Source organism: Streptomyces sp. NPDC041814 (assembly GCF_055590565.1).
Genome location: NZ_JBVJAM010000015.1, coordinates 73,175 through 95,656, shown reverse-complemented (window position 1 = coordinate 95,656; position 22,482 = coordinate 73,175). Strand labels below are relative to the sequence as shown.

16 protein-coding genes, 1 tRNA gene and 1 riboswitch are annotated in these 22,482 nt (G+C 73.4%); of the genes, 4 read left to right on the top strand and 13 right to left on the bottom strand.

Annotation, left to right across the window (positions count from 1 at the left end; genetic code table 11):
• Positions 1–54 precede the first annotated feature (54 nt).
• The 6 genes from ACZ6C6_RS30475 to ACZ6C6_RS30450 all read right to left on the bottom strand — a co-directional run bounded on the left by ACZ6C6_RS30475 (position 55) and on the right by ACZ6C6_RS30450 (position 9,586).
• Entirely contained in the window at positions 55–3,102 is a 3,048-nt protein-coding gene (locus ACZ6C6_RS30475; RefSeq protein ID WP_469207406.1) for a beta-galactosidase, read from the bottom strand.
• Between the two features lie 85 nt (positions 3,103–3,187).
• Positions 3,188–5,443 carry a DUF4838 domain-containing protein gene (locus ACZ6C6_RS30470; RefSeq protein WP_469207404.1) on the bottom strand — a complete coding sequence of 752 codons (2,256 nt, stop codon included), beginning with the start codon at positions 5,441–5,443 and terminating at the stop codon, positions 3,188–3,190.
• Complete coding sequence (locus ACZ6C6_RS30465; protein WP_469207402.1) at positions 5,440–6,468, bottom strand: aliphatic sulfonate ABC transporter substrate-binding protein; 1,029 nt, start codon at positions 6,466–6,468, stop codon at positions 5,440–5,442. Before ACZ6C6_RS30465 ends, ACZ6C6_RS30470 begins: the two co-directional genes overlap by 4 nt.
• Positions 6,465–7,247: an ABC transporter ATP-binding protein gene (locus tag ACZ6C6_RS30460; RefSeq protein WP_469207400.1), complete on the bottom strand. Its 783-nt coding sequence runs from the start codon at positions 7,245–7,247 to the stop codon at positions 6,465–6,467. Before ACZ6C6_RS30460 ends, ACZ6C6_RS30465 begins: the two co-directional genes overlap by 4 nt.
• Positions 7,248–7,250: 3 nt before the next feature.
• Entirely contained in the window at positions 7,251–8,102 is an 852-nt protein-coding gene (locus ACZ6C6_RS30455; protein WP_469207398.1) for an ABC transporter permease, read from the bottom strand.
• Positions 8,099–9,586 (bottom strand): sulfatase-like hydrolase/transferase, encoded by a 1,488-nt coding sequence (locus ACZ6C6_RS30450; RefSeq protein WP_469207396.1) that lies wholly within the window; start codon positions 9,584–9,586, stop codon positions 8,099–8,101. Before ACZ6C6_RS30450 ends, ACZ6C6_RS30455 begins: the two co-directional genes overlap by 4 nt.
• Before the next feature lie 204 nt (positions 9,587–9,790).
• Between ACZ6C6_RS30450 and ACZ6C6_RS30445 the strand changes: the two genes are divergently transcribed.
• Together ACZ6C6_RS30445 and ACZ6C6_RS30440 are read left to right on the top strand one after the other, a co-directional pair.
• A complete protein-coding gene (locus ACZ6C6_RS30445) occupies positions 9,791–10,987 on the top strand; it encodes an ROK family transcriptional regulator (protein ID WP_469207394.1) in 1,197 nt (398 codons plus the stop codon).
• 43 nt (positions 10,988–11,030) lie between these two features.
• Positions 11,031–11,124, top strand: a riboswitch (TPP riboswitch).
• Entirely contained in the window at positions 11,115–12,497 is a 1,383-nt protein-coding gene (locus ACZ6C6_RS30440) for a purine-cytosine permease family protein (protein ID WP_469207392.1), read from the top strand. (Overlaps the previous riboswitch by 10 nt.)
• 6 nt (positions 12,498–12,503) lie before the next feature.
• Here ACZ6C6_RS30440 and ACZ6C6_RS30435 read toward each other — a convergent pair whose 3' ends face one another.
• From ACZ6C6_RS30435 to ACZ6C6_RS30415, 5 genes are all read right to left on the bottom strand, one after another.
• Positions 12,504–14,096 (bottom strand): TROVE domain-containing protein, encoded by a 1,593-nt coding sequence (locus ACZ6C6_RS30435; protein ID WP_469207390.1) that lies wholly within the window; start codon positions 14,094–14,096, stop codon positions 12,504–12,506.
• Between the two features lie 274 nt (positions 14,097–14,370).
• Positions 14,371–15,306, bottom strand: coding sequence for a helix-turn-helix domain-containing protein (locus ACZ6C6_RS30430; RefSeq protein ID WP_469207388.1), 936 nt, complete (start codon positions 15,304–15,306; stop codon positions 14,371–14,373).
• Between the two features lie 355 nt (positions 15,307–15,661).
• Positions 15,662–15,790 (bottom strand): LPFR motif small protein, encoded by a 129-nt coding sequence (locus tag ACZ6C6_RS30425; protein ID WP_275408390.1) that lies wholly within the window; start codon positions 15,788–15,790, stop codon positions 15,662–15,664.
• A 168-nt stretch (positions 15,791–15,958) separates the two neighbouring features.
• Positions 15,959–16,032: transfer RNA gene (locus ACZ6C6_RS30420), tRNA-Pro, on the bottom strand.
• A gap of 50 nt (positions 16,033–16,082) precedes the next feature.
• Complete coding sequence (locus tag ACZ6C6_RS30415; protein ID WP_469207386.1) at positions 16,083–18,716, bottom strand: ATP-binding protein; 2,634 nt, start codon at positions 18,714–18,716, stop codon at positions 16,083–16,085.
• Positions 18,717–18,826: 110 nt separating this feature from the next.
• Between ACZ6C6_RS30415 and ACZ6C6_RS30410 the strand changes: the two genes are divergently transcribed.
• Positions 18,827–19,321 carry a DUF309 domain-containing protein gene (locus tag ACZ6C6_RS30410; protein ID WP_469207384.1) on the top strand — a complete coding sequence of 165 codons (495 nt, stop codon included), beginning with the start codon at positions 18,827–18,829 and terminating at the stop codon, positions 19,319–19,321.
• Between the two features lie 79 nt (positions 19,322–19,400).
• Positions 19,401–19,808: a hypothetical protein gene (locus ACZ6C6_RS30405; RefSeq protein ID WP_469207382.1), complete on the top strand. Its 408-nt coding sequence runs from the start codon at positions 19,401–19,403 to the stop codon at positions 19,806–19,808.
• Positions 19,809–19,820: 12 nt separating this feature from the next.
• On the opposite strand, the gene ACZ6C6_RS30400 is transcribed toward ACZ6C6_RS30405, so the two are convergent.
• Together ACZ6C6_RS30400 and ACZ6C6_RS30395 are read right to left on the bottom strand one after the other, a co-directional pair.
• Positions 19,821–21,035 carry an NAD(P)/FAD-dependent oxidoreductase gene (locus ACZ6C6_RS30400; RefSeq protein WP_469207380.1) on the bottom strand — a complete coding sequence of 405 codons (1,215 nt, stop codon included), beginning with the start codon at positions 21,033–21,035 and terminating at the stop codon, positions 19,821–19,823.
• Positions 21,032–22,456 carry an FAD-dependent oxidoreductase gene (locus tag ACZ6C6_RS30395; RefSeq protein WP_469207378.1) on the bottom strand — a complete coding sequence of 475 codons (1,425 nt, stop codon included), beginning with the start codon at positions 22,454–22,456 and terminating at the stop codon, positions 21,032–21,034. The genes ACZ6C6_RS30400 and ACZ6C6_RS30395 overlap by 4 nt, the downstream gene beginning before the upstream one ends.
• Positions 22,457–22,482 lie beyond the last annotated feature (26 nt).

Here is a 22,482-nt window from a genome sequence, read left to right as displayed (position 1 = left end):
CCTGACCAGGCGGACGCGCGCCCCGGGTGGTCCTCCGGGGCGCGCGGCCGTCCGTCACCTCGTGAACAGGTCGGCGTAGTCCGGTGCCGTGTTGGGCTCGCCGCCGACGCCGCCGAGCACCGTGCCCTGGTCCACCAGCCGGACCGAGTCCGGGCCGACGCCCGTCTCCTCGGCGGTGACCGCCAGTGCGACGGTGTTGACGCCGTGCGGCTTCAGGAAGCCCGACGGGATGACGAACTCCCGCTGCGGTCCCACGTTGTTGACGTACTGACCGGTGTTCCAGCCGTTGACGAAGAGCTGGACGCGGTACTTGTCCGTCCGGCCCCCGTCGTCCTCGATCCGCAGCGCGAGCGCCGTGTCGGTGCCCTCGGGCAGGTCGAGCCGGGCCGTGGTGCGGTACCAGCGCACGCCGGGCCGGTCGCTCTTCAGCGAGCCGGTCCGCGCCCACGACGCGTCCGGCGCCCCCGGCAGGTGCCAGCCGAGGCGTTCCCCGTACAGGCCCCCGTTGTTGTAGAGGCCGCGCGCGGTGTCGGCGGGCTCGTCACCGCCCCGGGCGCCCTGGATACGCCACTCGGCCTTCCCGGCACCCGCGATGGCGACGTCGGCGAGGCCGCGTCCGCCCTTGGACCGGCCGTCGGAGCTCCAGTCCTCGTACTGCCCCATGTTCCGCACCAGGATCGCCAGCACGGCGGGTCTGCCGGGCCCGGTCAGGCCCTCGGGGACGGTGTACGTGGCACTGCCGTCGCCCTGGGCGCCCAGGTAGCGGCCGTCGAGCCACACCAGGGCGTGCCCGGCGGTCCCCGTCCTCACCGTCACCTCGACGGTGCTGCCGGCCGCGGTGGGCGTGTAGTGGCCCCGGTACCAGGTGTCGCCCTCGTGGAAGCCGTACTCGTCGGTGTCCAGGACGACCCCGGAAGCGGCGCCGGGTCCGTGCCGGGTGTTGGCGGCGGTCGTGCGGTCCGCCCTGGTCCACGCCGAGTCGTCGAAGTCCGCCGCGCGCTCCGGGTCGGACGCCGCGCTGCGCCAGGTGTCCAGTGCGGGCACTTCGGCCTGCGCCGGGCCGGGCAGGCGGCCGGTGAGCGCACCGGCGGCGTCGCGCTCCACCCGGACGGTCCGGCCGTTCCAGGTCAGGGTCCGTACCCCGGCGGGCGCGAAGACCCTCAGCGGGCCGGCCTCGCGGGTGTCGCCGGTGAGGTCGAGGCGATCGCCCCGGACGCGGGCGGTCCGGGCCAGTTCGGGGCCGGTGACCAGGACCCGGCCGCTGCCCGCGTCGAGCTGCCAGGTGGTGGCGACGCCCTCGCGGTCGCCGATGAGGACGGTGAGGTCCGGGGCACCACCGCCGGTGACACGCACGGTCCGGGGCGCGCCGTGCGCGTAGTTCAGCCGCAGGTCCTTGGCGACGGGATCCCAGACGGTTTCCACGGGCTCGCCGCCCGTGGTGGTGACCCGGGGCCGCGTCGCGTACCGGAGGACCGTCTCGCCGTCCGTGCCCCTCGCGCCGTCGAGGACGAGCAGATCGCGCCCGGCGGTGAGGTGCGTGAGCACCTGCGAGGTGGAGTAGACGAGCCGGTGCGGGCCGAAGGCGTAGTCCGCGACGAGCGTGGTGGCGTCCCGTCCGTCCACCGTGATCCCGGTCCCCGCCTTCTGCGGGACCCGCGCGTAGGCGGCGCCGGCGCCCAGGTCCAGCGGAAGGGTGACACGGCTGGTCGAGGTGTCGTTGGAATCGGGGTGGCGGAGTGTCAGGAGCCGCATGCCGTTGCCGGATACGGAGGTGGTGGCGGCCTGCTCGGTGGACCGGCGCTGCTGCGCCTTCACGGGGCCGCCACCGGTGACCGTGACGGCGGGCGCGGTGTCGGGCCCGGCGGAGGCGATCGGCCGCACGGCGCCCTGCAGGTAGCCGAACTCCTTCTGGACGGCCAGCTTCGGGGTGATCGCGCGGTTCTCGGCGATCGCCGCCCCGTAGTCGTAGGAGGTGAAGCCGGAACCGGGGTCACCGGTCCAGCCCCAGTTGGTGCCGCCGTACTCCATGTAGGTGTTGGAGAGGGTGGCACCGTTGGCGAGGTTGTTCACGGCGAACTGCCGGGTGAACGCCTCGTCCGCGAACTTCGCGCACTCGCCCGTCTGGAAGTCCCGGCCCCACGCGGTGAACGCGCCGCCCTGGCCCTCGGCGACGAAGACCGGGGTGGAGGGCGAGTAGCCGCGCACCCGGGATTCGTAGTCGCCGAGCTTCTTCCGGGGCCCGGCGCAGTCGAAGCCCAGCGGGTAGGTGTCGAACGCGTACAGGCCGAGCCGGGATCCGCCGGGACCGCCGGGCACGTTCCAGCCGTGCCCGTTGCCGTAGTCGTTGTGGAACAGCGGCACGGTGATGCCCTGTCCGAGCACGGCGCTCTGGAGCTTCTCGATGTAGTCGACGTGCTTCGCGGAGTTGTCGATCTGCTCGTTCTCGACCTGGTAGGCGATGACGCTGCCGCCGCCGTCGGTGATCTGGTGCTCGCGGATGACGCCGTTGACGGCCTTCAGCCACTCCAGGTCGGCCGCCAGGTTCTGCGGGTCGGCGGTGCGCTGCTCACCGGCGTACGTCGTCATGTACGGCGGCAGCCCGCCCATGCTCACTTCGGCGTTGATGTACGGGCCCGGCCGGGCGATGACGTACAGGCCCTCCTGCCCGGCCATGGTCAGGAGCCGGTCGATGTCGCGGACGCCGGTGAAGTCGTACGAGCCCGGCTTCGCGGAGTGGTAGCCCCAGAAGAAGTAGAGCGACACGGCGTTGAAGCCCGACGCCTTCAGTTTCTGGAGCACATCGCGCCACTGGTCCGGGCTGGGCAGCCGCCAGTAGTGGAATTCGCCGGACCACACGACCAGCCGCTGACCGTCGATCCGGAGGGACTTCGCGTCCCAGGTGACGGTGTGCGGGCGGTGGTCGTTGCCCGGGAAGCGGTGTGCGGTGGCTCCGGCCGCCGGCCCGGCCGGGCGCGCGGGGTGCGCGGAGACCGGGGGCGGGGAGAACAGGGACAGCGCGAGACCGGTGGCCAGGCCGGTGACGACCGCGCGCCGCCGTAAACGGCGCGGCCGGGTGCGCGGACGGTGGGGGTGGTGGGTCATGGACGCCCTTTCGCTGGTGTGCTCATGGTGCGTTTCCGTGGTCCGTGGAGCCGGTCGGGCTGGGCCGTGCGGGTCAGGGAGCCGGTCAGCGGATGTCGGTCACCACCTGCGAGGCGACCAGGCGTGTGCCGTCCGCGAGGCTGAAGTCCAGGGTGAGCAGTTCCGTGCCCGCCGCCGCGTCCGCCGTGGCGCTGACGGCGACCCGCTGGGCGTCGCCCCGGGTCCCGCGCACCCGCAGCGTGCCCCGGGGCGGCTCCACGCGGACGCCGTCCGGTGCGGTGGCCGTCCAGTGGACCGTGTGTCCGGCGAAGTCCACGTCCTGAGCCTCCACATCGAGCGGCACGGCGCCCCCTTCTCGTTCCAGCAGGAGCACCCCGGGGTCACCGAACCCGGCGGCGGGGCTCGCGTACGCGTCGACCACGGCCTGCCGGATCTTCGCGTCGTCGTACGGTGCCTGGCCCTGCGGGCCGTTCCACCGCCACCACGCCTGCATGTGGGGCAGGCAGACCCCGTTGAACCGGTTGCGGTGCACCAGCGCGCGGTACTCCCGGCGGGCGGCGTCGAGTTCGGGACTGCCCGCCGGAGCCAGGCCGATGCGCATGTCGGCGAGCGCGAGGCCCGCGTTGCGGGTCAGCCGGTCCAGGACCGTGCGGGGCGCCGCGTCCGTCACCTGCCCGGCCGCCTCCCGCAGCGCCGCCAGTGCCTGCTCGTAGGCCGTGCCGAGCGCGGCGGCGGTGTGCGTGTCCGGGTCGAGGCGCGTCAGGTCGTAGTAGGTGCGCATGGCGGGGACCGCGGGCTCCCCGAAGCGGGCGTGCAGGTAGCCGTCGAGGTACGCCTGCCCGTCCAGGGAGTCGTCCCAGGCCAGTGCGGCGACGAGGCTCTGGACGTGCTCGTAGGTGATCCAGTCGGCGGGTTCGCTGTACATGCCGATCCCGTCGAGACCGAGCCCCGCCTCGAAGGCCAGGTCGCCCGCGATGGTGGTCAGCGGGTGCACGGGCAGGCTGCGCCAGCGGTAGCGCCGGTAGTACTCGTACATGGCGAGCGGTCCGGTGTGCGTGGCCCGCCAGGCGCGCAGCGCGTCCGCGAACGGCACGTTGGCCTTCACGGCGGGGTCGCCGAGGTGGCCGTCGTAGGTGCGGGAGTACGCGGCGAAGTCCACGACCACCTCGGGATCGCTCGCGTGCTCGGCGTCCGGCGGGCGGACCGTGGACGCGTACGCGATGCGCTCGATGCGGACGCCGGGCAGCTCGCGGCGCACCACCCGGGCCAGCTCGTTGACCACCACGGACTCGGCGTTGGAGGCGGTGCCGTAGCGGTCGAGCACCGGCTTCTGGAAGGCACCGACGTCCGGGGGCCAGCAGTCGAAGAGGGTGATCTCCGGGCGCTCCCGGAGAAACGCCACGACCTTGTCCACGTAGGCGTTCAGGGCGTCGGGGTTGTAGATGTCGAACACCGGCCCGCCGGACTCGTAGTACTGCGGGTAGTCGGCCTTCGGCAGGAAGCTGTCGTAGCCGTGGCCGCCGGTCTCGATCCGCAGGCTCCGCTTGCCTGCCTCACGCGCGAGGACATCGCGCACCTTGTCGTACGTGGTGACGCCGAGGCCCAGGTAGTCGGTGGGGTACACGAAGGTGTTGAGCCGGTTCTTGGCCATCCAGTCGAGCAGCGGCGGCAGGCTGGCCGCCGTGTGGCTGAACCCCTCCTCGGCGTACTGCCGCCGCAGTCGCGTGGCGGGCCGGTCGGTGTGGCGTACGGGCGGCAGCGCGAGGTCGGGGGTGTGCGGTACGTGTTCGTGGTGGCCCTCGTACGCGGGGAAGGCGGGCGCGAAGAAGCGGACGCCGGTCCGCTCCAGGAGGGCGTACACCGCGTACAGCGGGGCCCGGTCGCCGTGCCCCGTCAGCAGGAGGCAGGTGCCGTCGCCGAGCAGGGTGAAGGAGTCCTCGGGGGCACCGGCGAGCGCGCGTCCGGCCTCGGCGAGGCGGCCCGGGGCGATCCGGCCGCCGCCGGTCCCGGTGTGCAGGGCCACCAGGCCGGTGACGCCCTCGGGGCGGGCGGCCGGGGCGGGTACGGCGCGCAGCGGAAGGCGGGCGCCGGTGATCCTGTGGAGGTAGTCGCGCAGTTCGGCGGCGGCGAATCCGGCGCTGCCGCCGCCCCACCACAGGATGGCGGCGCGGGCCCGGCCGCCGGAGGTCACGCGGAGCGCGCCGTCCGCCGCCGCGGCCTGCGTCGTCGTGGTCCCGGCCAGGAGCGCGGCGCCCGCGAGGCCGGCGGCTCCGGCCAGGAAGCCGCGGCGTCTCACGCCGTCCGGTGCGGTGCGGGGGTCGTGGTGCGGCGAGTCGTTCATGAGCGGTCCGCCCTTCCGGCCGCGGTGTAGAGGTCACCGAGGTAGTAGTCCTGGGCCTTGCCCGGGTCGGGCAGCTTGCCCATGCGGTGGAAGCCGGCGGCCAGTGCGTCGAACCAGCCGGCGACCGTGCCGTCCCGGGTGAGCTTCGTCAGCTCGCCGGAGGGCAGGATCTTCACGTACTTCGTGGAGCCCTTGAGCTGCCCGGCCGGGAGCTTCAGGAAGTCGGCGGTGACCGTCTCGGACTCCTCCGGGTGGGCCGCGATCCAGTCGCCCGCCGCCTTGAGGACGCCGGTGACCCTCTTGACGAGTTCCGGGTCGCCGGAGGCCAGTTCCGGCTGGGTGACGAAGACGTTGGGGAAGGTCAGCTTCGGGTAGTAGTCCTCGGTCCGGGTGATCTCCTTGAGGCCGGGGACCTTCTTCTTCATCGTATCGATCAGCGGGTACCAGGTGGCGGCGGCGTCGACCCGGCCGGAGGAGAAGGCGGTGACGACGGTGGAGGCGTCCATGGCGACCTTGGTGATGTCGTCCGGCTTCAGCCCGGCCTTGCTGAGGGCGAGGTTGAGGATCATGTCGCCGGAGGTTCCCTCGGCGACGGCGACCTTCTTGCCCTTGAGGTCCGCGGGCTCGCCGATGCCCGAGCCGGGGCGGGCGATGACCCGGTCGGCGAGGCCCAGCATGTTCACGGAGACGATGGAGGCGCGGCCGGACGCGGGCAGCCACAGGGCGCCGGGGCCGAGGTAGCCGAAGTCCAGGTTGCCGGTGCCCAGGGCCTGGACCTGAAGGGGTCCGTTGGTGAAGACCTTCAGTTCGGGGGTGACCCCGGCCTTCTCCCACAGCCCTTGTTCCCGGGCGACGGCGAGGGCGGCGGCGCCGCTGTAGTCGGCGATGTAGCCGAACTTCACCTTCTTCGGCGCGTCGGCGGAGCCGGACGAGGAGCTGTCGTCACAGGCGGCGGTGGTGGAGGCGAGCGCCAGGGCGAGGAACAGGCCCGCCGTGCGGCGGCGGAGGGCGCGGATCGGCTTCATGACGCGATTCCTTCGAGCGGGGCGGGCTGGTGGTGCACGGCGTGCCACACCTGGGCGCGCAGTGCGGCGAACTCGGGCGACAGGCGCTGCTCCTCGGTCCGCGGGTAGGGCAGCGTGACCGGGATGACGGTGTGGACGCGGCCCGGGCGGGCGGCCATGACGACGACGCGGTTGGCGAGGAAGACCGCCTCGTCCACGTCGTGCGTGATGAACATGACGGTGCGCCGGTCGCGGCCCCAGGTGTCCAGGAGCGATTCCTGCATCCGGACCCGGGTGAGCGAGTCCAGGGCGCCGAAGGGCTCGTCCATCAGGAGCACCTTCGGGTCGACGGCGTAGGCGCGGGCGATGGCGCAGCGCTGTTTCATGCCGCCGGACAGGGTCTTCGGCAGGGCGTCGGCGAAGTCGGTGAGGCCGACGAGTTCGATGACCTCGCGGGCCCTGCGCCGCCGTTCGGCCTTCTTGACGCCGGCGACCTTCAGCCCGTACTCGACGTTGGCGGCGACGGTCATCCAGGGGAAGAGGGCGTACTGCTGGAAGATGACACCGCGTTCAGGAGCGGGGCCGCTGACGGGTGCGCCGTCGACGCGGACCTCGCCGGTGGTGGCGTCGAGGAGTCCGGCGGCGATGTTCATCAGGGTGCTCTTGCCGCATCCCGAGGGGCCGACGACGGTGACGAACTCGCCGTCCTCGATGTCCAGGTTCACGTGGTCCAGGGCGAGGAATCCGCCGTCGCCGACCGCGAAGTCCTTCGTCACGTCGTGGAAGTCGATGTGGGGCATGGGTTACCGCCGTTCCTGCCAGTGGGTGAGCCGGCGCTCGGCGAGGAGCAGGAGCCGGTCCATGGCGAGTCCGATCGCGCCGATCGCGATGAGCTGGACGAAGATGGTCGGCAGGTCGTAGTAGACCTGCGCCTGCTGCATGCGGTAGCCGAGTCCGCCCTGGGCGGCGATGAGTTCGGCGGCGACGACGGTGGCCCAGGAGGCGCCGAGCCCGATGCGCATGCCGACCAGGATGAAAGGGGTTGACGCGGGCACGACGACGCCGGCGAAGACCTGTGGGTCGCGGGCGCCGAGGACCCGGGCCGCGTTGACGAGGGTGACGTCGACGGCGACGACGCCCTGGAAGGTGGAGACGACACAGGACAGGAACGAGGCCAGGAAGATCACGAAAATCTTCGGGGTCTCGTCGATGCCCATGAGCACGATGGCGAGCGGGATGATCGCGAGCGGCGGCACCATGCGGAAGAACTGGAGCCAGGGCTCGACGAGCCGGCGGACCACCGGGTACCAGCCCATGAGGAAGCCGACGGGGATCGCGAGGGCGACGCCGAGCACGTAGCCGGTGAGGACGCGCTTCAGGCTGGCGCCCGCGTCCTCCAACAGCGTCCCGTCCGCGATGAGATCACCCGCGCGCCGGGCCACGACGACGGGCCCCGGGAAGCCGTTGATGCCGCTCCCGGCGAGGGCGGTCCAGGCGAGCAGCCCGAGCGCCGCGGAGGCGAGGCCGAGGAGCAGGGAGGTGAGCCGTCCCGTGCCGGGCTTCTTCTTCGGCCGCGCGGCCGCGCGTCCGGGGGCGGCCGGCGGGCCGGGGGGTTTGGCGGGGTGCGGTGCGCGGGGTTTGTCCTGCACGTTCATGCGACTTCCTCCGCGACCCCGTCGACGTCGGCGGCCCGGCCGCCGCCGATGTCGGCCATGTAGCTCATCCAGGTGTAGGCCGGGTCGCCGCGGCGCAGCAGTTCGCGGTAGAGCCTGACGGTGAGGTCGCGGCGGACCTCCGCGTAGGCGGGGGCCTCGTACACGTTGTGCAGTTCGTGCGGGTCGGTCTCCAGGTCGTACAGCTCGTGCACGCTCTCCGGGTTGTGGACGAGCTTGTGGCGCCGGTCGCGGATCATGCGCTGGGAGTACGGGAAGTGGTGTCCGTGGAATTCGGTGACGACCTGGTCGCGGGTGCCGTCGGCGCCCTCCCCCTGGAGCAGCGGCAGCAGGCTGGTGCCGTCGCAGGGTTCGGGGACGGGTGCGCCCGCGAGCTCCAGGATGGTCGGGTTGAGGTCGATGAGGGTGGCGAAGTCGTCGTCGGTGCGGGCGGGCGCGCCGGGGACGCGGGCGATGCCGGGGATGCGGTAGATGTCCTCGTACATCGCCGGGCCCTTGTCGTTGAGCCGGTGGGCGCCGGTGAACTCGCCGTGGTCGGCGGTGAAGAAGACCGCCGTGTCGTCCCACAGTCCGTGGCCCTTGAGTGCCTCGACGATGCGGGCGACCTGGTGGTCGATCATCGTGACGTAGCCCCAGTAGACGGCGATGAGCTTGCGCCAGGCGGCGGCGTCGAAGTCGTCGGAGGACCAATAGGCGCTGTACTGGCGCTGCACTTCGGGCTTGCCCGCGAAGGTCTCGGCCATGGAGGCGGGCAGGGGTACGTCGTCGGGGTCGTACAGGTCGTAGTAGGCGTCGGGTATCAGGTACGGCAGGTGCGGTCCGTACCAGTGGCAGGACAGCATGAAGGGGGTGCCGGACGCCTTCCATCCGGCGGCGTAGCGGTCCAGCAGGGCGAGGGTGCGGTCGGTGAGGAACGCCTCGACGGTGGCCTCGGCGGGCTGCTGGAGCCGGCCTGCGATGAGGTGGCCGCGCCCGGTGCCGTTGGCGGCGGTCCCGAAGACGGGCTCGCGTACGGCGAAGGGCGGGAAGCCGTTCGCGTCGAGCCACTTCTCGTACGAGGGGTGGTGTACGGGGTTGAGGGCGCCGGGCAGGTGTTCGCCGTCGAGTCCGTGGAACTCGGGGCCGTGCTCGCGGCCGATGTGCCATTTGCCGACGTGTCCGACGGAGTACCCCTGGCCCTGCAACTGGCGCCAGAGCATGGGGGTTTCGTCGGACAGCTCGTCCTTGCTGCCGCCGTTGCGCTCGGGGTTGTTGAGCATGCCGTGGCGGAACGGGTGCAGGCCGGTGGCGAGGGAGGCGCGGGCCGGGGTGCAGATCGCGGTCGGGGTGTAGAAGCGGTCGAAGCGGGTGCCCTCGGCCGCGAGGGCGTCCAGGGCGGGGGTCCGGACGAGCGGGTTGCCGTAACAGCCCAGGGTGTCGGTCCGGTGCTGGTCGGTCATCAGGAACAGGACGTTGCGCGGAGCCACTCGGGCCGCCCTTTCGGTGGTCGCTCTCGGTGGTGACGGTCGCCGGCCGGCACGCGGTCCCGGGGTGCTCGACGCGCACCGGTTCCGGCGATTGACGGGAACTGTAGGGAGGCCCACTTTTTTACGTCAACCCTTGGGAATAAACATCATGTGAATTCGTCCGCCGCGTTGACAGAAACCCCTTGACCGATCGACCATGCGTCCATGACCGAACGCACCGATGCCCTCCAGCGCCTGCGCAGAGCCAATGAAGCCGCCGTGCTCGGCGAGTTGCGCAGGTCGGGCGCGCTGAGCCGGGGCGAGCTCAAGGAGCGGGTCGGTCTCTCCCGTACGACGCTGTTCGCGATCGTGTCCGACCTGCTGGACCGGAACGCGGTGGTGGAGCAGCCGGCCCCCGATCCCGGGCAGCCGAGGGGCCGCGGCCGCCCGGCGCTGGAGATCGCGCTGAACTCGCGCGGCGCCGAACTGATCGGCATCGACCTCCAGCGCCACCACATGCACGTGGTGGTCGCCAACTGCGCCCACGAGATCGTCGGCCGGTACAGCGCCCCCGTCCCGGCGGACAGCCAGGCCGCCGAACGGGCCGCGCAGGCGATCCGCGCGGTGGAGGAGCTGGTGCGGCGCGAGTCCATCAGCCTCGCCCCGGTGCAGGGCATCGGCCTCGGCCTGCCCGGCTTCGTGCAGAACCCGGCATCGGCCGACCCGCACACCATGACTCCGTTCGCCGGGCATGTCGCCGCCGAACTCGGCCGGCACTTCGGCGCCCCGGTCCTCACCGACAACAACTCCCGGCTGGCCGCACTGGCCGAGGTCACCTGGGGCGCGGCGCGGGGCTTCGACAACGCCGTCTACCTGCGCTGGTCCCAGGGCGTCGGCGGCGGACTCGTCGTCAACGGCTCCCTCGTGCGCGGCGCGCACGGAGCGGCCGGCGAGATCGGGCACACCAGCTGCGACCCCGAGGGCAAGCCGTGCCACTGCGGCGGCCGGGGCTGCCTGGAGGGGCTGATCTCCGTACCGGCACTGCTCGCCGCGTGCGCCGAGCGCGGCGTGGGCGCCCGGGACGCCGAGGAGCTGATCGCCCTGGCCGCCGAGGGCCACCCGGAGGTGGCCGATGTCCTGCGGGACGCGGCCGTCACCGCCGGGCGGGTGCTCGCCGCGCTCGCCGCCCAGGTCGACCCGGAGTGCGTCGTGGTCTACGGCGAACCGGCCGCGCTCGACGACCTCGTCCTCGCCCCGATCCGGGAGCAGATCGCCGCGCTGTCGCTGCCGTCCGCCCCGCGCTCCATCGAGGTACGCGGCTCCGCCCTCGGGGGCGACGCCGCCGCGCTCGGCGGGGTCGCGCTGCTGCTGCGCACGACCGGGCAGGACCTGGCGGAACTGCTGGACCGGCCCCCGGGCTGACCCCCGCGACGGCATCGGACGGGCCGGCGCTATTCTGGCCGCCACACCGGACACGGGGTGCCCCGCACGGGGCTGAGATCACACCCGTCGAACCTGAACCAGTTAGCACTGGCGGAGGGATGTCTTCATGTCGTTGTCGCATGCCCAGGACGAGCGCGCCGCTTTCGGCGGGCGCATGCCGAGCGCCCCCGGCGATCTGCGCATCGAGGCGCATGGGATAGCACCGGTCCCCGAGGACCGCCGCTACGGCCGGGCGGGCCGGCTGTTCACCGTCTGGTTCGCGCCCAACCTGACCATGACCGGTGTCTTCACCGGCACCGTCGGCATCGCGCTCGGCCTGGACTTCGGGACCGCGCTCGCCGCCGTCGTGCTCGGCACCCTCGTCGGCGCCGCGCCGACCGCGTATCTCGGCACCTGGGGCAGTCGCACCGGGTCCGGTCAGCTCCCGCTCGCGCGGCTGGCGTTCGGACCGGGCGTCGTGCTGCCGGGCGCCCTCCAGTGGCTGTCGTCCATCGCCTGGGACGCCCTGATCGGGCTGTTCGGCGGGGACGCGCTGGCACAGCTGTGCGGCTGGCCGTTCTGGCTGGGGGTCCTGGTCATGATGGCCGCGCAGGGGGCTCTCGGCGTGCTGGGTTACGAGGTGATCCACCGGCTCCAGACCGTGATGACGTTCGCCCTGGCCGTCGCCTTCGCCGTGCTCGCCGCGAAGCTCCTGAAGGGGGTGGACCCGGTGACCGCCTCGACCGTGCACGGCGCGGACCGGGCCGGGGCGTTCATCCTGACCTGCACCATCGCCCTGAGCCTGGCGCTGTCCTGGGCACCGTACGCGAGCGACTTCAGCCGCTACCTGCCGAGCGGGACGTCCCGGACGCGGATGTTCTGGTGCACGCTCGGCGGGATCAGCGCCTCCTTCGTGGCCGTCCAGACCATCGGGCTGTGGGGCGCCTCGGTCTTCACGGACCAGACCGCGCGCGGCATCGACTCGCTGCTCGGCGGAGGCGCGCTCGGGGCGTTCGGGCTGCTCGCGGTGGCCCTGGCCGCGCTCTGCAGCAACGCGATGAACGACTACAGCGGTTCGCTGGCGTTGCAGACGATGGGGGTGCGCCTGCCCCGTCCGGTGGCCGCCGCGCTCGCCGCCGCGCTGGGGTTCCCGCTGGTGCTGTGGATGCACGCGGCGGACACGACCGCCCGCTTCCAGAACGTGCTGCTTCTCGTCGGCTACTGGATCCCCGGCTTCGTGGCGATCGTGTCCGTGGACTGGCTGGTCCGCGCCCGGGCCCGGCGGGGCGCCCCCGTCGACCTCGCGGCCGAGCACGCCCGGCCGCGCCCTTGGTGGCCGGCGCTCGCCGCGTTCGCCGTGGCCTTCGCGGCGGCGGTGCCGTTCATGAGCACCGGCCTGTACGTGGGCCCGGTGGCCGAGGCGCTGCACGGGGCCGACCTGGCGTACGGGGTGGCGTTCCTCGTGGCACTCGGGGTGTACGCCCCGCTGCGGATGCGCGGGGCGCGCTGACTGCGCTCACTCCTCGGTGGTCCACGGCCAGGCCCCCCGCCGCCCGCTCTCGATGAACCCGGCCATCCGGAACGCGGCGTCGGTGAGGCCGCCGAAGGTGTGCCGGTTCGGTCCGGTGGGACCGTGGGCGGGCCGGTATCCGGCGAGGTTCCAGGTGTATACGGGGACCTCGCGCGGGACCGGGTCCGGGCTGCCGGGCGCGTGGGGCAGGGCCTGTTCGTCGGTGACGAGGAGCACCCGGTCGTGGCCCCGGTAGTGGGTGCGCAGCGCCTTGGTGGTGTCGGTGCCGCCGAGGCGGCCGAACCGCTTGAGCACGTCGAGGACCGGTTCGCCGGGCGCGTACGGGACCGGCGCGCTGCGCCAGCCGAACTCCACCAGGTCCGCGTGCTCGGCGCGCAGGGCGAACGCGGTGCCGAACACGGCTGCCGCGTCGGCCCGGTTGAGCGTGGACCGCTCGGAGAAGGTGTCGAAGAACATCGAGTCGGACCGGTCGACCAGAACCAGCGTACGGCCGGGCATGGCGGGCACGTTCGCCAGGCAGTGGCCGAGAGCCGCTTCCAGCGCGGCGGCCCAGCGCGGTGCGGCGTGCTGGTGCGCGGCGAGGTAGCGGAAGGGGAACTGCCGGGCGCGGGCGACCTCTTCGGGGTCCGCGATGCGGGCGGCGACGCGCTCGGCGGCCTCGTCCGCGAGGCCGGCCCGGTCGAAGTTGCGGAGGTTGCGCAGGAGGGCCATCGGGCCCATGACGGGGATCAGCGCCTCCCAGACGGCGGCGTCCAGCGGCCCGTGCAGCCAGCCGGCCACGGACTCCCAGGTCATGCCCGCCGCGACCAGCCGTTCCGCGCCGCCGGGGCTGGTGATCAGGGCGCGCCGCTCGTCCACCGGGGTGTCCAGGAGCGCCCGGTGCGCGGTGAGCAGCCGGTCGCCGGCCGGGGCGGTCGCCCGGTCCGGGTGGTGGCGGCGGTCCAGGGCGTAGCGGAAGAGGGCGCCCTGCCACGGCCTGGCCGGGTCGGGGGTCGCGTGCACCAGGTTGAGCACGTCACCGAAGCGGAAGCCCTGGGAAGCGGTGTCGTACTTCAGCAGGGCGCGGGAGGTGTAGAGCCTGCGTACGGCGTCGGCGACGCCCCGCTTCACGGGCTGCGGCACCTGGCGCCCGTACGTCGCGATCCAGTACGCGAGCAGTTCGCCGGGCTCGTCGGCCCGTTGGAGCACCGCGTCGACCACGGACCGGTTGGAGGGCCCTTCGCAGGTCGGGGCAGCGAGCCGTGCGCGTACGTAGGCGGCGGCGCCGACCAGGGACGCGGTGCGCATGTTGCCCTCGCCGCGCAGCCACCGGAGCAGCCCTGCCGTCCACCCGGGGTGCTCGACGGCGAGGCGGGCGACGAGGGTGGTGTACCGGTCGTCGCGGTCCGCGCCGCTCTCGTAAAAGGTCTCCTGGGAGACGAGGTTGCCGACGGCGAGGAGGAAGAGCTCCTCGTGGGGCTCCCGGATGAAGGCCGGGCCGCCCTCGTAGGTGCGGAGGTCCCGTGCGGTGGATCCGGGCACGGACCGGGTGGCGGCCAGGTGGCGGGCGGCGGCCGAGACATGCGGGGCCACCAGCATCTCGGACCAGACCTTCGAGACGCGTCGGGAATGACGAGGCAGTGAATCCCCCCGGATTCGAGCGATGGTGAGACGCACGCGCCCGGCGAGATCAAGGAACATGGCGGCGGCGTCACTTGAGTGTCAGAAGGAAGTAGCCGCAACCGGGCGCACCGCCGGGCGCGGGCGCGTGGGAAACGTACAGGGCCCGCCGGGAGTCGCACCACCGAATTACCGCGCGCCCTTTCGACGGGCCGGGACCGGCGGTGGCCCGCCGGTCCCGGCCCCGCTTCCGTCAGGGCATCCGGGCCGTTCCCGTCGGCGCGCACTGCGTCTGCTTCTCGGAGGGGATCTCCCCGCACACACTCATGGAGTCGAGCGGCGCCTCCTTGGAGACCCCGAGCATCTTGGTGTACGAGTCGTGCTCGAAGCGGATGAAGGCGTCCAGCTCCATCCCCCGGGCGTCCTTGATGATCACCCTGTCGCCGACGGCGCCGCCCTCGATCCGGCCCCAGACCGCCTGGCAGGCGGCGCTGTAGCGCAGTTCGATCTGCATGCCGCGCAGGAAGGTGCTCTTGGCGGTCTTCGCGTCCCACTGGCACTCCATGGCCTGCGGATCGTTGCGCCAGCAGGTGGCCGACGTGCACTTGACCTTGATGTCGCCCGCGCCGGGCACGAGGTCCGCCCCCTGTCCGCCCGCCTTCTTGCTCTCGGTACGGGCCTTCGCGGCGTCCGGGCCCTGTTCCGCTCCCGCGAGATACGGGGAGAGCAGCCCGGTCGCCACCGAGCCCATCAGGGCGCCCGCGGCGATGTACCCGATCACCGCGCAGCGGCGCCGCCACGACACCCCGGTCCGCTCGCCCGGCGTCCGCCCGTCGCCTGCCGTGTCACCGGCGGCGGTGTGCGCCGCGGGGGGCCGGTCCGGGCCGCCGGGCACGACCGGCTCCGGCTCCGTGCCCGGCGCACCGGCCCTGGCCAGCAGGTCGAGCAGCGGCCCGGGCGGGGTGCCCGCCACGGCCGCCAGCTGCTCGACCGCCACGGGGGTCGGCAGCTGCTTGCCGTTGAGAAACCTCTCCCAGGAGGAGCGGCTGTAGTGCGTACGGCCGGCCAGCCCGCCGAAGCTGAGCTGCGCCCCCTCCTTGATCCTCCGCATTTCCGCGCCCAGTTGGGCGCGGGCCGTTGCGGTGGCATCCAGTGCCGGGTTCTTCGGATCCGACTTCACGTTCGACATGCAAGACCCCCCTCGTCATGTGCGCCCCACGCGTCATCTCCTCCCCCGGACCGACGCGGCGCGAGGGACACAATAGATGGGGTATGTGACAGCTCCGCAGCCTCTGAACCGCGTGGCGTGGCGCGGAACCGGGCCTGCCTGTCACACCGGCCGCGAAGCCGTTCCGGACACCGCGAAGGTCTGCGCGGATTGCCAGGATTCCGTGCACGCGGTGCCAAGTTCCCGAGCCCGGATCGCGGACCCGGAGTCGGCACGGCACGCTCATCCGTGCGCACGAGCTCCCGGACCTACCGAAGGGCGGCTCCGGATCTTTCCGGAACCGCCCTCCAGGGCCTGTGGCGACGTCGGTGTGGGCTCAGTGGTGACCGTGGGCCGTGCTCGACGCACCGCTGAAGAGCCGGGCGACGGCCCGGAAGGGGAGCGTGACGACCGTGGCGATGGCGCCGCCGATGGAACGGAACACATCTGCAATCGCCTTCAGCATGGCTACTCCTCTGGTCGGTCGCACCCCTGCGCCGGGGTGCCGCGGCGCTTCGTAGCCGACCGCGTACCCGGGCTTCCGGGGGAAAAACACCAGGGCGGGGTGCCGGACACAGACCAAGGGCCGGTTTCGGTGATCCCGAAACCGGCCCTGACCTACGACTCCTACGAGTCGGGACGACAGGATTTGAACCTGCGACCCCTTGACCCCCAGTCAAGTGCGCTACCAAGCTGCGCCACGTCCCGCTGCCGCTGACCCGGTTCGGCCGGGTGGCGGCTGCAGGGAAAACATTACCTCACTCGGTGGCCCGTATCGACGCGCGTGCCTGCTGGGCGCGGGCGGCCAGTCCTTCCGCGCCGCAGGCGGTGGCCAGTTTGTGGGCGCGGGCCAGTTCCCGGGGCGAGCGGGTGGCGATGCCGTAGTCGACCAGTGCCTGGGCGAACTCGTAGCCGGAGGGTGACGCCTCCAGGTGGCGGACCGCCTCACCCAGGAGGTGTACGGACTCCTCAGGGCGCGCGAAGAGGGCCACGCAGCGCAGGGCCTCGCCGATGGCGGTCTCCGTCCCGAAGCGCTCCGCGTGGACCCGGGCCGTGTTGGCGAGCTGGGCGGCGCGGCCGGGGTCCTCGTCGGCGAGGGCGCGGGCCAGGTCGCCGGCCCAGGGACCCCAGATACCGTTGAACCTGCCGCGCGGTTCCAGCGAGCGCCCGGCCGCCTCCAGCTCGGTCACCGCTTCCTTCGTACGGCCTTCGGCCAGCAGCAGGCGGCCCCGGACGCACGGCCCGTCCGGCAGCACCATCGCGCTCGGGTACGGCAGACCGAAGTCGTACTGGTCGGCGATCTTGCGGGCCTCGGGGACCCGGCCGCGGGCCAGCAGGGTGTCGATGAGCAGGCAGGCCGCGTCCCAGTGGACGGGGAGCCCGCTGCCGACGCGGTCCGCAAGGCGCAGTCCCTCGCGCAGGAAGCCCTCCGCCTCGGCGAGGCGGCCCCGGCGGCGGTGCACCAGCCCGAGCAGGGTGTGCGCGAAGGCCAGGTGGGCGCCGCTCCAGCCGGAGATCTCGAAGGCCCGGACCGCCTCGCCGAAGAGCTCCTCGGCGCGGTCGAGCCGGTCGGTGAAGGCATAGGTGATCCCGACCAGGGCGGGGAGCTCGAAACCCCACTCGGTGTCGGTCCAGCCGAGCCCGCGTGCGGGGTGGCCGTCGACCAGGGCGCGCTCGCAGAAGTCGACGATGATCTCCGCGTTCTCGCCGCGCAGCATGGCGTCGAAGGCGCGGAGCGTGAGCAGGGCGCGTTCGGCGTTGTCCCGGCCGGTGAGGTGATCGGCGTTGGCGGCGAGCCGGCGCGAGCGTCCGGGGCCGTCCTCCTCGGTGGCCCGCATGCCCTCCCAGAGGAAGTGGGCGGCCTGGAGTCGCATGAGGCCGGGTCCGGGTGCCGTGCGCTCGGCCTCGGCCGCGAGGGCCAGGGCCGCTTCCTTGAGCTGGTTGTTGTGGGACAGCGCGGCGGCAAGCCGGTACGTGGCGTCGACCCGCAGCTCGTCGGCGAGACCGGGCATGTCCAGCGCCGCCCGCAGGTGCTGCACGGTGGTGGCCGGGGAGCTGAGCAGCGTCGCGCAGCCCAGCTCGTACAGCAGGGTGGCGCGTACGTCGTGGCGCGGCGGCTCTTCGAGCGCGCGCTCCAGGCAGCGCCGGGCGGCCTCGGGGGCGCCGACGGCGAGGTGCTGATTCGCGGCGGCCCGCAGCTGAGCGACGAGTTCCTGGTCGTCGTCCGGGTGGACTTCGAGCAGGTGGCGGGAGGCCGCGGCGGGACCGAGTCCGGCGTTGGTGATGGCCCAGGCGGCCCTGCCGTGCATCGCGGTGCGGGTGGCGGGCGGGATGGAGCGGTAGACGGCCGAGGCGATCAGCGGGTGCACGAACTCCAGCGGGTCGAAGCCGGTGACGATACGGGCCTCGCGCAGCCGGGCCGTGCAGTCGGCGGCCTCGGCGGAGCTCATCCCGGCCAGGGACGCGGCAACATCCTGGGAGATGTCGGTGCCGAGGACGGCGGCCGCCCAGGCGAACCGGTTGGCGTTGGTGCCGAGCCGTTCGAGGCGGGCGACGAGGCCGCTGCCCCGGGCGGAGGCGCCGAGTTCGCGCAGGAGCCCGGCGGACTCCTCCAGCGGGGCCAGTTCCCTGTCCTGGACCTTGGCGACGAGCTCGACCGCCTCGTACGGGTTGCCGCCGGTGACGGCCCAGACCTCGCGGCAGAACGGGTCGTCGGCGTGCTCGCCGAGGGTGGCGCGGACCAGTTCGGCGGTGGCGTCCGGCGTGAGGGCGCGCAGGGCGACGCGGATCTGCGCGGGGTGGCCGTCGGCCGCGTTGCGCGCGGCCTCGCGCGCGGCCAGCTCCTCGGGGCGGTGGGCCTGGACGACGAGTACGCGCAGGTCGCCGAGGCGGGCGGTGAACGAGGCGAGCCAGGCGAGGGATTCGCCGTCGGCCCAGTGGGCGTCGTCGATGATGAGGAGCAGCGGGCGGTGGCTGAGCCGGGAGGCGAGGCGCTTCACGACGTAGTCGAGGCCGTCGCGCACACCCTGCGGATCGGGCTGCGGGCCGGTGGGCTCGGCGAGCCCCAGGGCCGGGGCGGCGCTGTCGAACCAGGGGCCGAACAGGGCCCGTACGTCGTCGGGCGGGAACTGGGCCAGGGCCGGTTGCAGCAGTTGGCGTACGACGTGGAACGGCACCGAGGTGACCGTCTCACCGCCGCGTGCCGACCAGACGGTGCACCGGTCCGCCGCCATGGCCCGGATCTCGTCCAGGAGCGCGGTCTTGCCGATGCCTGCCTCACCGCTGTAGATCAGCAGCCCGCCGGTGGCCTGTGCCCCGCAGAGCGAATCGATGGCTTGCGCGGCAGCGGCGAGTTCCGGTTCGCGCTCATAAAGCGGCCGGGACGGCTTCATGCCTACCCTCCCCCAAAGTGGTGACCATGGTTCCCGAGCCTAGTCGCGCGCGGGGCCCGACGGACAGTGGTTCGGACAGTTCGCCGCAGGTGCGGGGCACAATCGGGGGCGTGAACGAGACACGCAGGGACCGGGATTCCGAGGGACGGGCGCACAACGCGCGCCCCCGTGACGGGCTGGGACGCCCGCTGCCGTACGGGACACCGGGGGTCGAACGCCAGCCGGAGGGGGTCGAACGCACCGCCGGTGAGACCGTCCGCGAGGCGCAGCGGCTGCTGGACGAGGGCATGCCGTTCCACGCGCACGAGGTCTTCGAGGACGCCTGGAAGTCGGGTCCGGAGACGGAGCGGGAATTGTGGCGCGGACTCGCCCAGCTGGCCGTGGGTCTGACCCATGCCGCCCGGGGCAACGCGACGGGCGGGGCGCGGCTGCTGCGGCGCGGTGCGGCGGCGCTGGAGGCGTACGGCCCGGGTGCTGCGCACGGGATGGGGCTCGGGGAGCTCGCCGGCTGGGCGCGGGAGCTGGCGGTGCGGGTGGAGCGTACGGGCGCGGGTCCGGTGGACGCGGCGGCGGAGGCCCCGCGGCTGCGGTCCGGGCAGCCATGACGCACAACTCCGACCGGTTTCCGCGGTGTTGGTTGACAACGGCGAACAGACCGGGTTGGAGCCACTACGATCCGGCGTCATGAGCACTTCTGACCAGGACCGCGCCGTGGACGCCCCGATAGCCGAGGACACCGCCGAGCCCGCCACCGAGGACCCGGCAGAGGATGTCGCGGACGACCTCGCCGGCGATCTCGCGGGCGGTCTCGCGGAGGGTGAGGAGACCGGCGAGCGCCGGCTGACCCCGCGCCAGGCGAGACGGCTGCGCATCGTGCTCTCCTCGGTCGGCATGCTGGCGATGGCGGTGGTGCTCGGGCTGCGGCTCGCGAGCCGCGCCTCCGTCCTGGTGGTCGGGGTGTACGGGCTGGCGCTGATCCTGTGCGGGATCGTGATCGAGCTGAGCCGGAACGGGCGTACGCGGCTGGGAAGCTGGCTGCTGGCCGTCGGGCTGGTCGCCGCGATCGGCGCGGACTGGCTGCTGATTCCCTGAGCGGTACGGGGATCAGGCGATCCGGATGTGCACCGGGCCGCCCTGCGGGTCGACGCGTTCCAGCCAGGGGGCGGTGAGCGAGAAGGAACGGCCGGGCGCGACGTACCGGGCCAGGTGTTTTCGATGCAGCAGCGCCCCGTCCTGGCTGACGACGAGCAGCGGCGCTGACAGCCGCCCGCCGGTCCGCAGCAGCAGCCGGCGCCCGCCGGGCCCGGTGAGGTTGGGGGCGACCCATTCGAGCGGTGCGGCGACGGCGAGGGGCGGCCCGCCGGCCGGCCGTCCACCGCTGTCCAGGTGGGCCAGAACGGGCCCTGTGACGGCCCGGCCCTCGCGGGCGGCGGTGGCCGCGCTCTCCCCGCCGTGCAAGAGGTTGCCGACGGCGAAGACCCCCGGCTGTCCGGTGCGGAACGCGGGGTCGTGTGCCGGTCCCCTCGTGCCGGGATCCAGCGGGAGGCCGCCGCGCCGGGCGAGTTCGTGGTCGGGGATCCAGGCGGCCGTGAAGACCACGGTGTCGCAGGCCAGGGTGGTGGTGCGGCCGTCCGCGTGCCGCACGCGGACGCCGGTGAGGCGGGGGCGGCCGGTCAGGGCGGTGACGGTGGCGCGGGTGAGCAGGGGTGCGCCGCCGCGGACCGGGCGTACGGCCGTGAAGGGGCGGGGCGGGTGCTCCGTGACGCGGGCGACGAGGTGGACACCGGCGGTGCGCAGGGTGTCGGCCGCGGCGAGGCTGACCGGTTCGTCGCCGACGACCACCGCGCGGGTGCCGATGGGCTGGTGGTGGAGGTGGACGGCCTGCTGGAGTTCGCCGGTGGTGTAGACGCCGGCCGGGCGGGTGCCGGGAACGAGCCGGGCGGCGCGGGGGCGTTCGCGGGCGCCGGTGGCGAGGACGACGGCCCGGGCGGTGATGCGCTCCAGGCCGCCGGGGCCGGTGGCGTCGAGGGTACGGGGTCCGGCCCAGCCGGTGACCGTGATGCCGGTGCGGAGCGTGGCGCCGGCCGCGCGTGCCTCTGCCGCGCAGCGCAGTGCGTAGGCGGGGCCGGTGAGATCGCCGCTCGTGCGCGTGGCGAAGCCTCCGTGGGCGCAGTGCCTGGGGATGCCGCCCGGCGCCTGATCGCGTTCCAGCACCTCCACGCGCCGCACCCCGGCGGCGGCGAGTCCTGCCGCCGCCGCGAGGCCGGCCGGTCCGGCGCCGACGACCAGTACGTCGACGCGGTGTTCGCGGCGGGTCATGGGCGGGCCCCCTCGATGCGGGCGCGGAGCGCGGCCCCGCAGTGGAAGCCCTGGCAGCGTCCGTTGCCGGCCCGTGTCCTGCGGGCGAGTCCCGCAATCGAGCGCGGCGGGAGCACCGAGGCGAGGGTGTCGCGGATCTCGCCCTCCGTGACGCGCTCGCAGTGGCAGACGACCGTGCCGTACGCGGGGTCGCGCGCGATCAGTGCGGCGTCGAGATACGGGCGCTGCGACCCTTCGCCGAGGTTCGGCATGGTGAGCGGGGCGAGTTCGCCGGGCTCGCCCGGGTCGAGTCCGGCGCCGGGGAGCAGGGAGACGACGTGTGCGGCGATGGCCATGGAGGCGGTGAGCCCGGTGGAGCGGATGCCGCCGACGGTGATGAGGGCCCGGTCCGGGTGGGCCGTGATCCGGTAGTCCTCCTGGCCGGTGGCGGCCCGCAGGCCCGCGTAGACGGCGGTGACCTCCTCGTCGAGGAGCCGGGGCAGGACGCGGCGCCCCCGCTCACGCAGCTGGGCGAGTCCTTCGGCGGTGGACTCGGTGGCCTCCTTGTCGTCCAGGTCCTCGGCGGTGGGGCCGAGCAGGACGTTGCCGAAGACGGTCGGCGCGACCAGGACGCCCTTGCCGGCGGCGGTGGGGACGGGCAGCAGGATGTGGCGGACCAGGTCGCGGGCGAGTTCGTCGAAAACGATGAGCTGGCCCCGGCGTGGGCGCACGGTGAAGGTGTCGAGGCCCAGCATCCGGTCGATCGTGTCGGCGTGCAGCCCGGCGGCGTTGATCAGCAGGCGGCTGCGCAGGGTGCCCCGGGGGGTGGTGAGAGTGTGCAGGCCCTCGGCGTACGCGAGGTGCCGGACGGGGCAGTCGAGGTGGAGGTGCACCCCGGCCCGGACGGCTTCGGTCGCGTAGGCGAGCGGGGTGGTCCAGGGGCAGATGACGGCTTCGTCGGGGATCTCCAGGGCTCCGAGCGCGCCGGGGCCGAGATGCGGTTCGCGGGCGGCGGTCTCCTCGGCGTCCAGCAGCCGGGCCGCGTGGTAGCCGTTGCGTTCCGCCTTGGCCAGCAGGGCGGGGAGGGCGCCGAGTTGGTCCCGGTCCCAGGCGACGAGGAGGGCGCCGACGCGTTCGACGGGGATGCCGGTGCGGGCGGCGTACGCGGAGAGCAGGCGCTGCCCCTCGCGGACGAGGCGGGCTTCCAGGGTGCCGGGGGCGGCGTCGAATCCGGTGTGCAGGATCGCGGTGTTGGCCTTGGAGGTGCCGTTGGCGATGTCGTCGGTGGCTTCGACGAGGGCGGTGCGCAGGGGGTGGCGGGCCAGTTCGCGGGCGATGGCGGTGCCGACGACGCCCGCGCCGATGACCGTGACGTCGTACGGCGGGACGTCGGGCAGGGGCTGCCCGGTGCGGGTGACGGTGGGTGTGGCCGGGGCTACCACGTCGGACCTGTCCGGCGGGTCCTCGC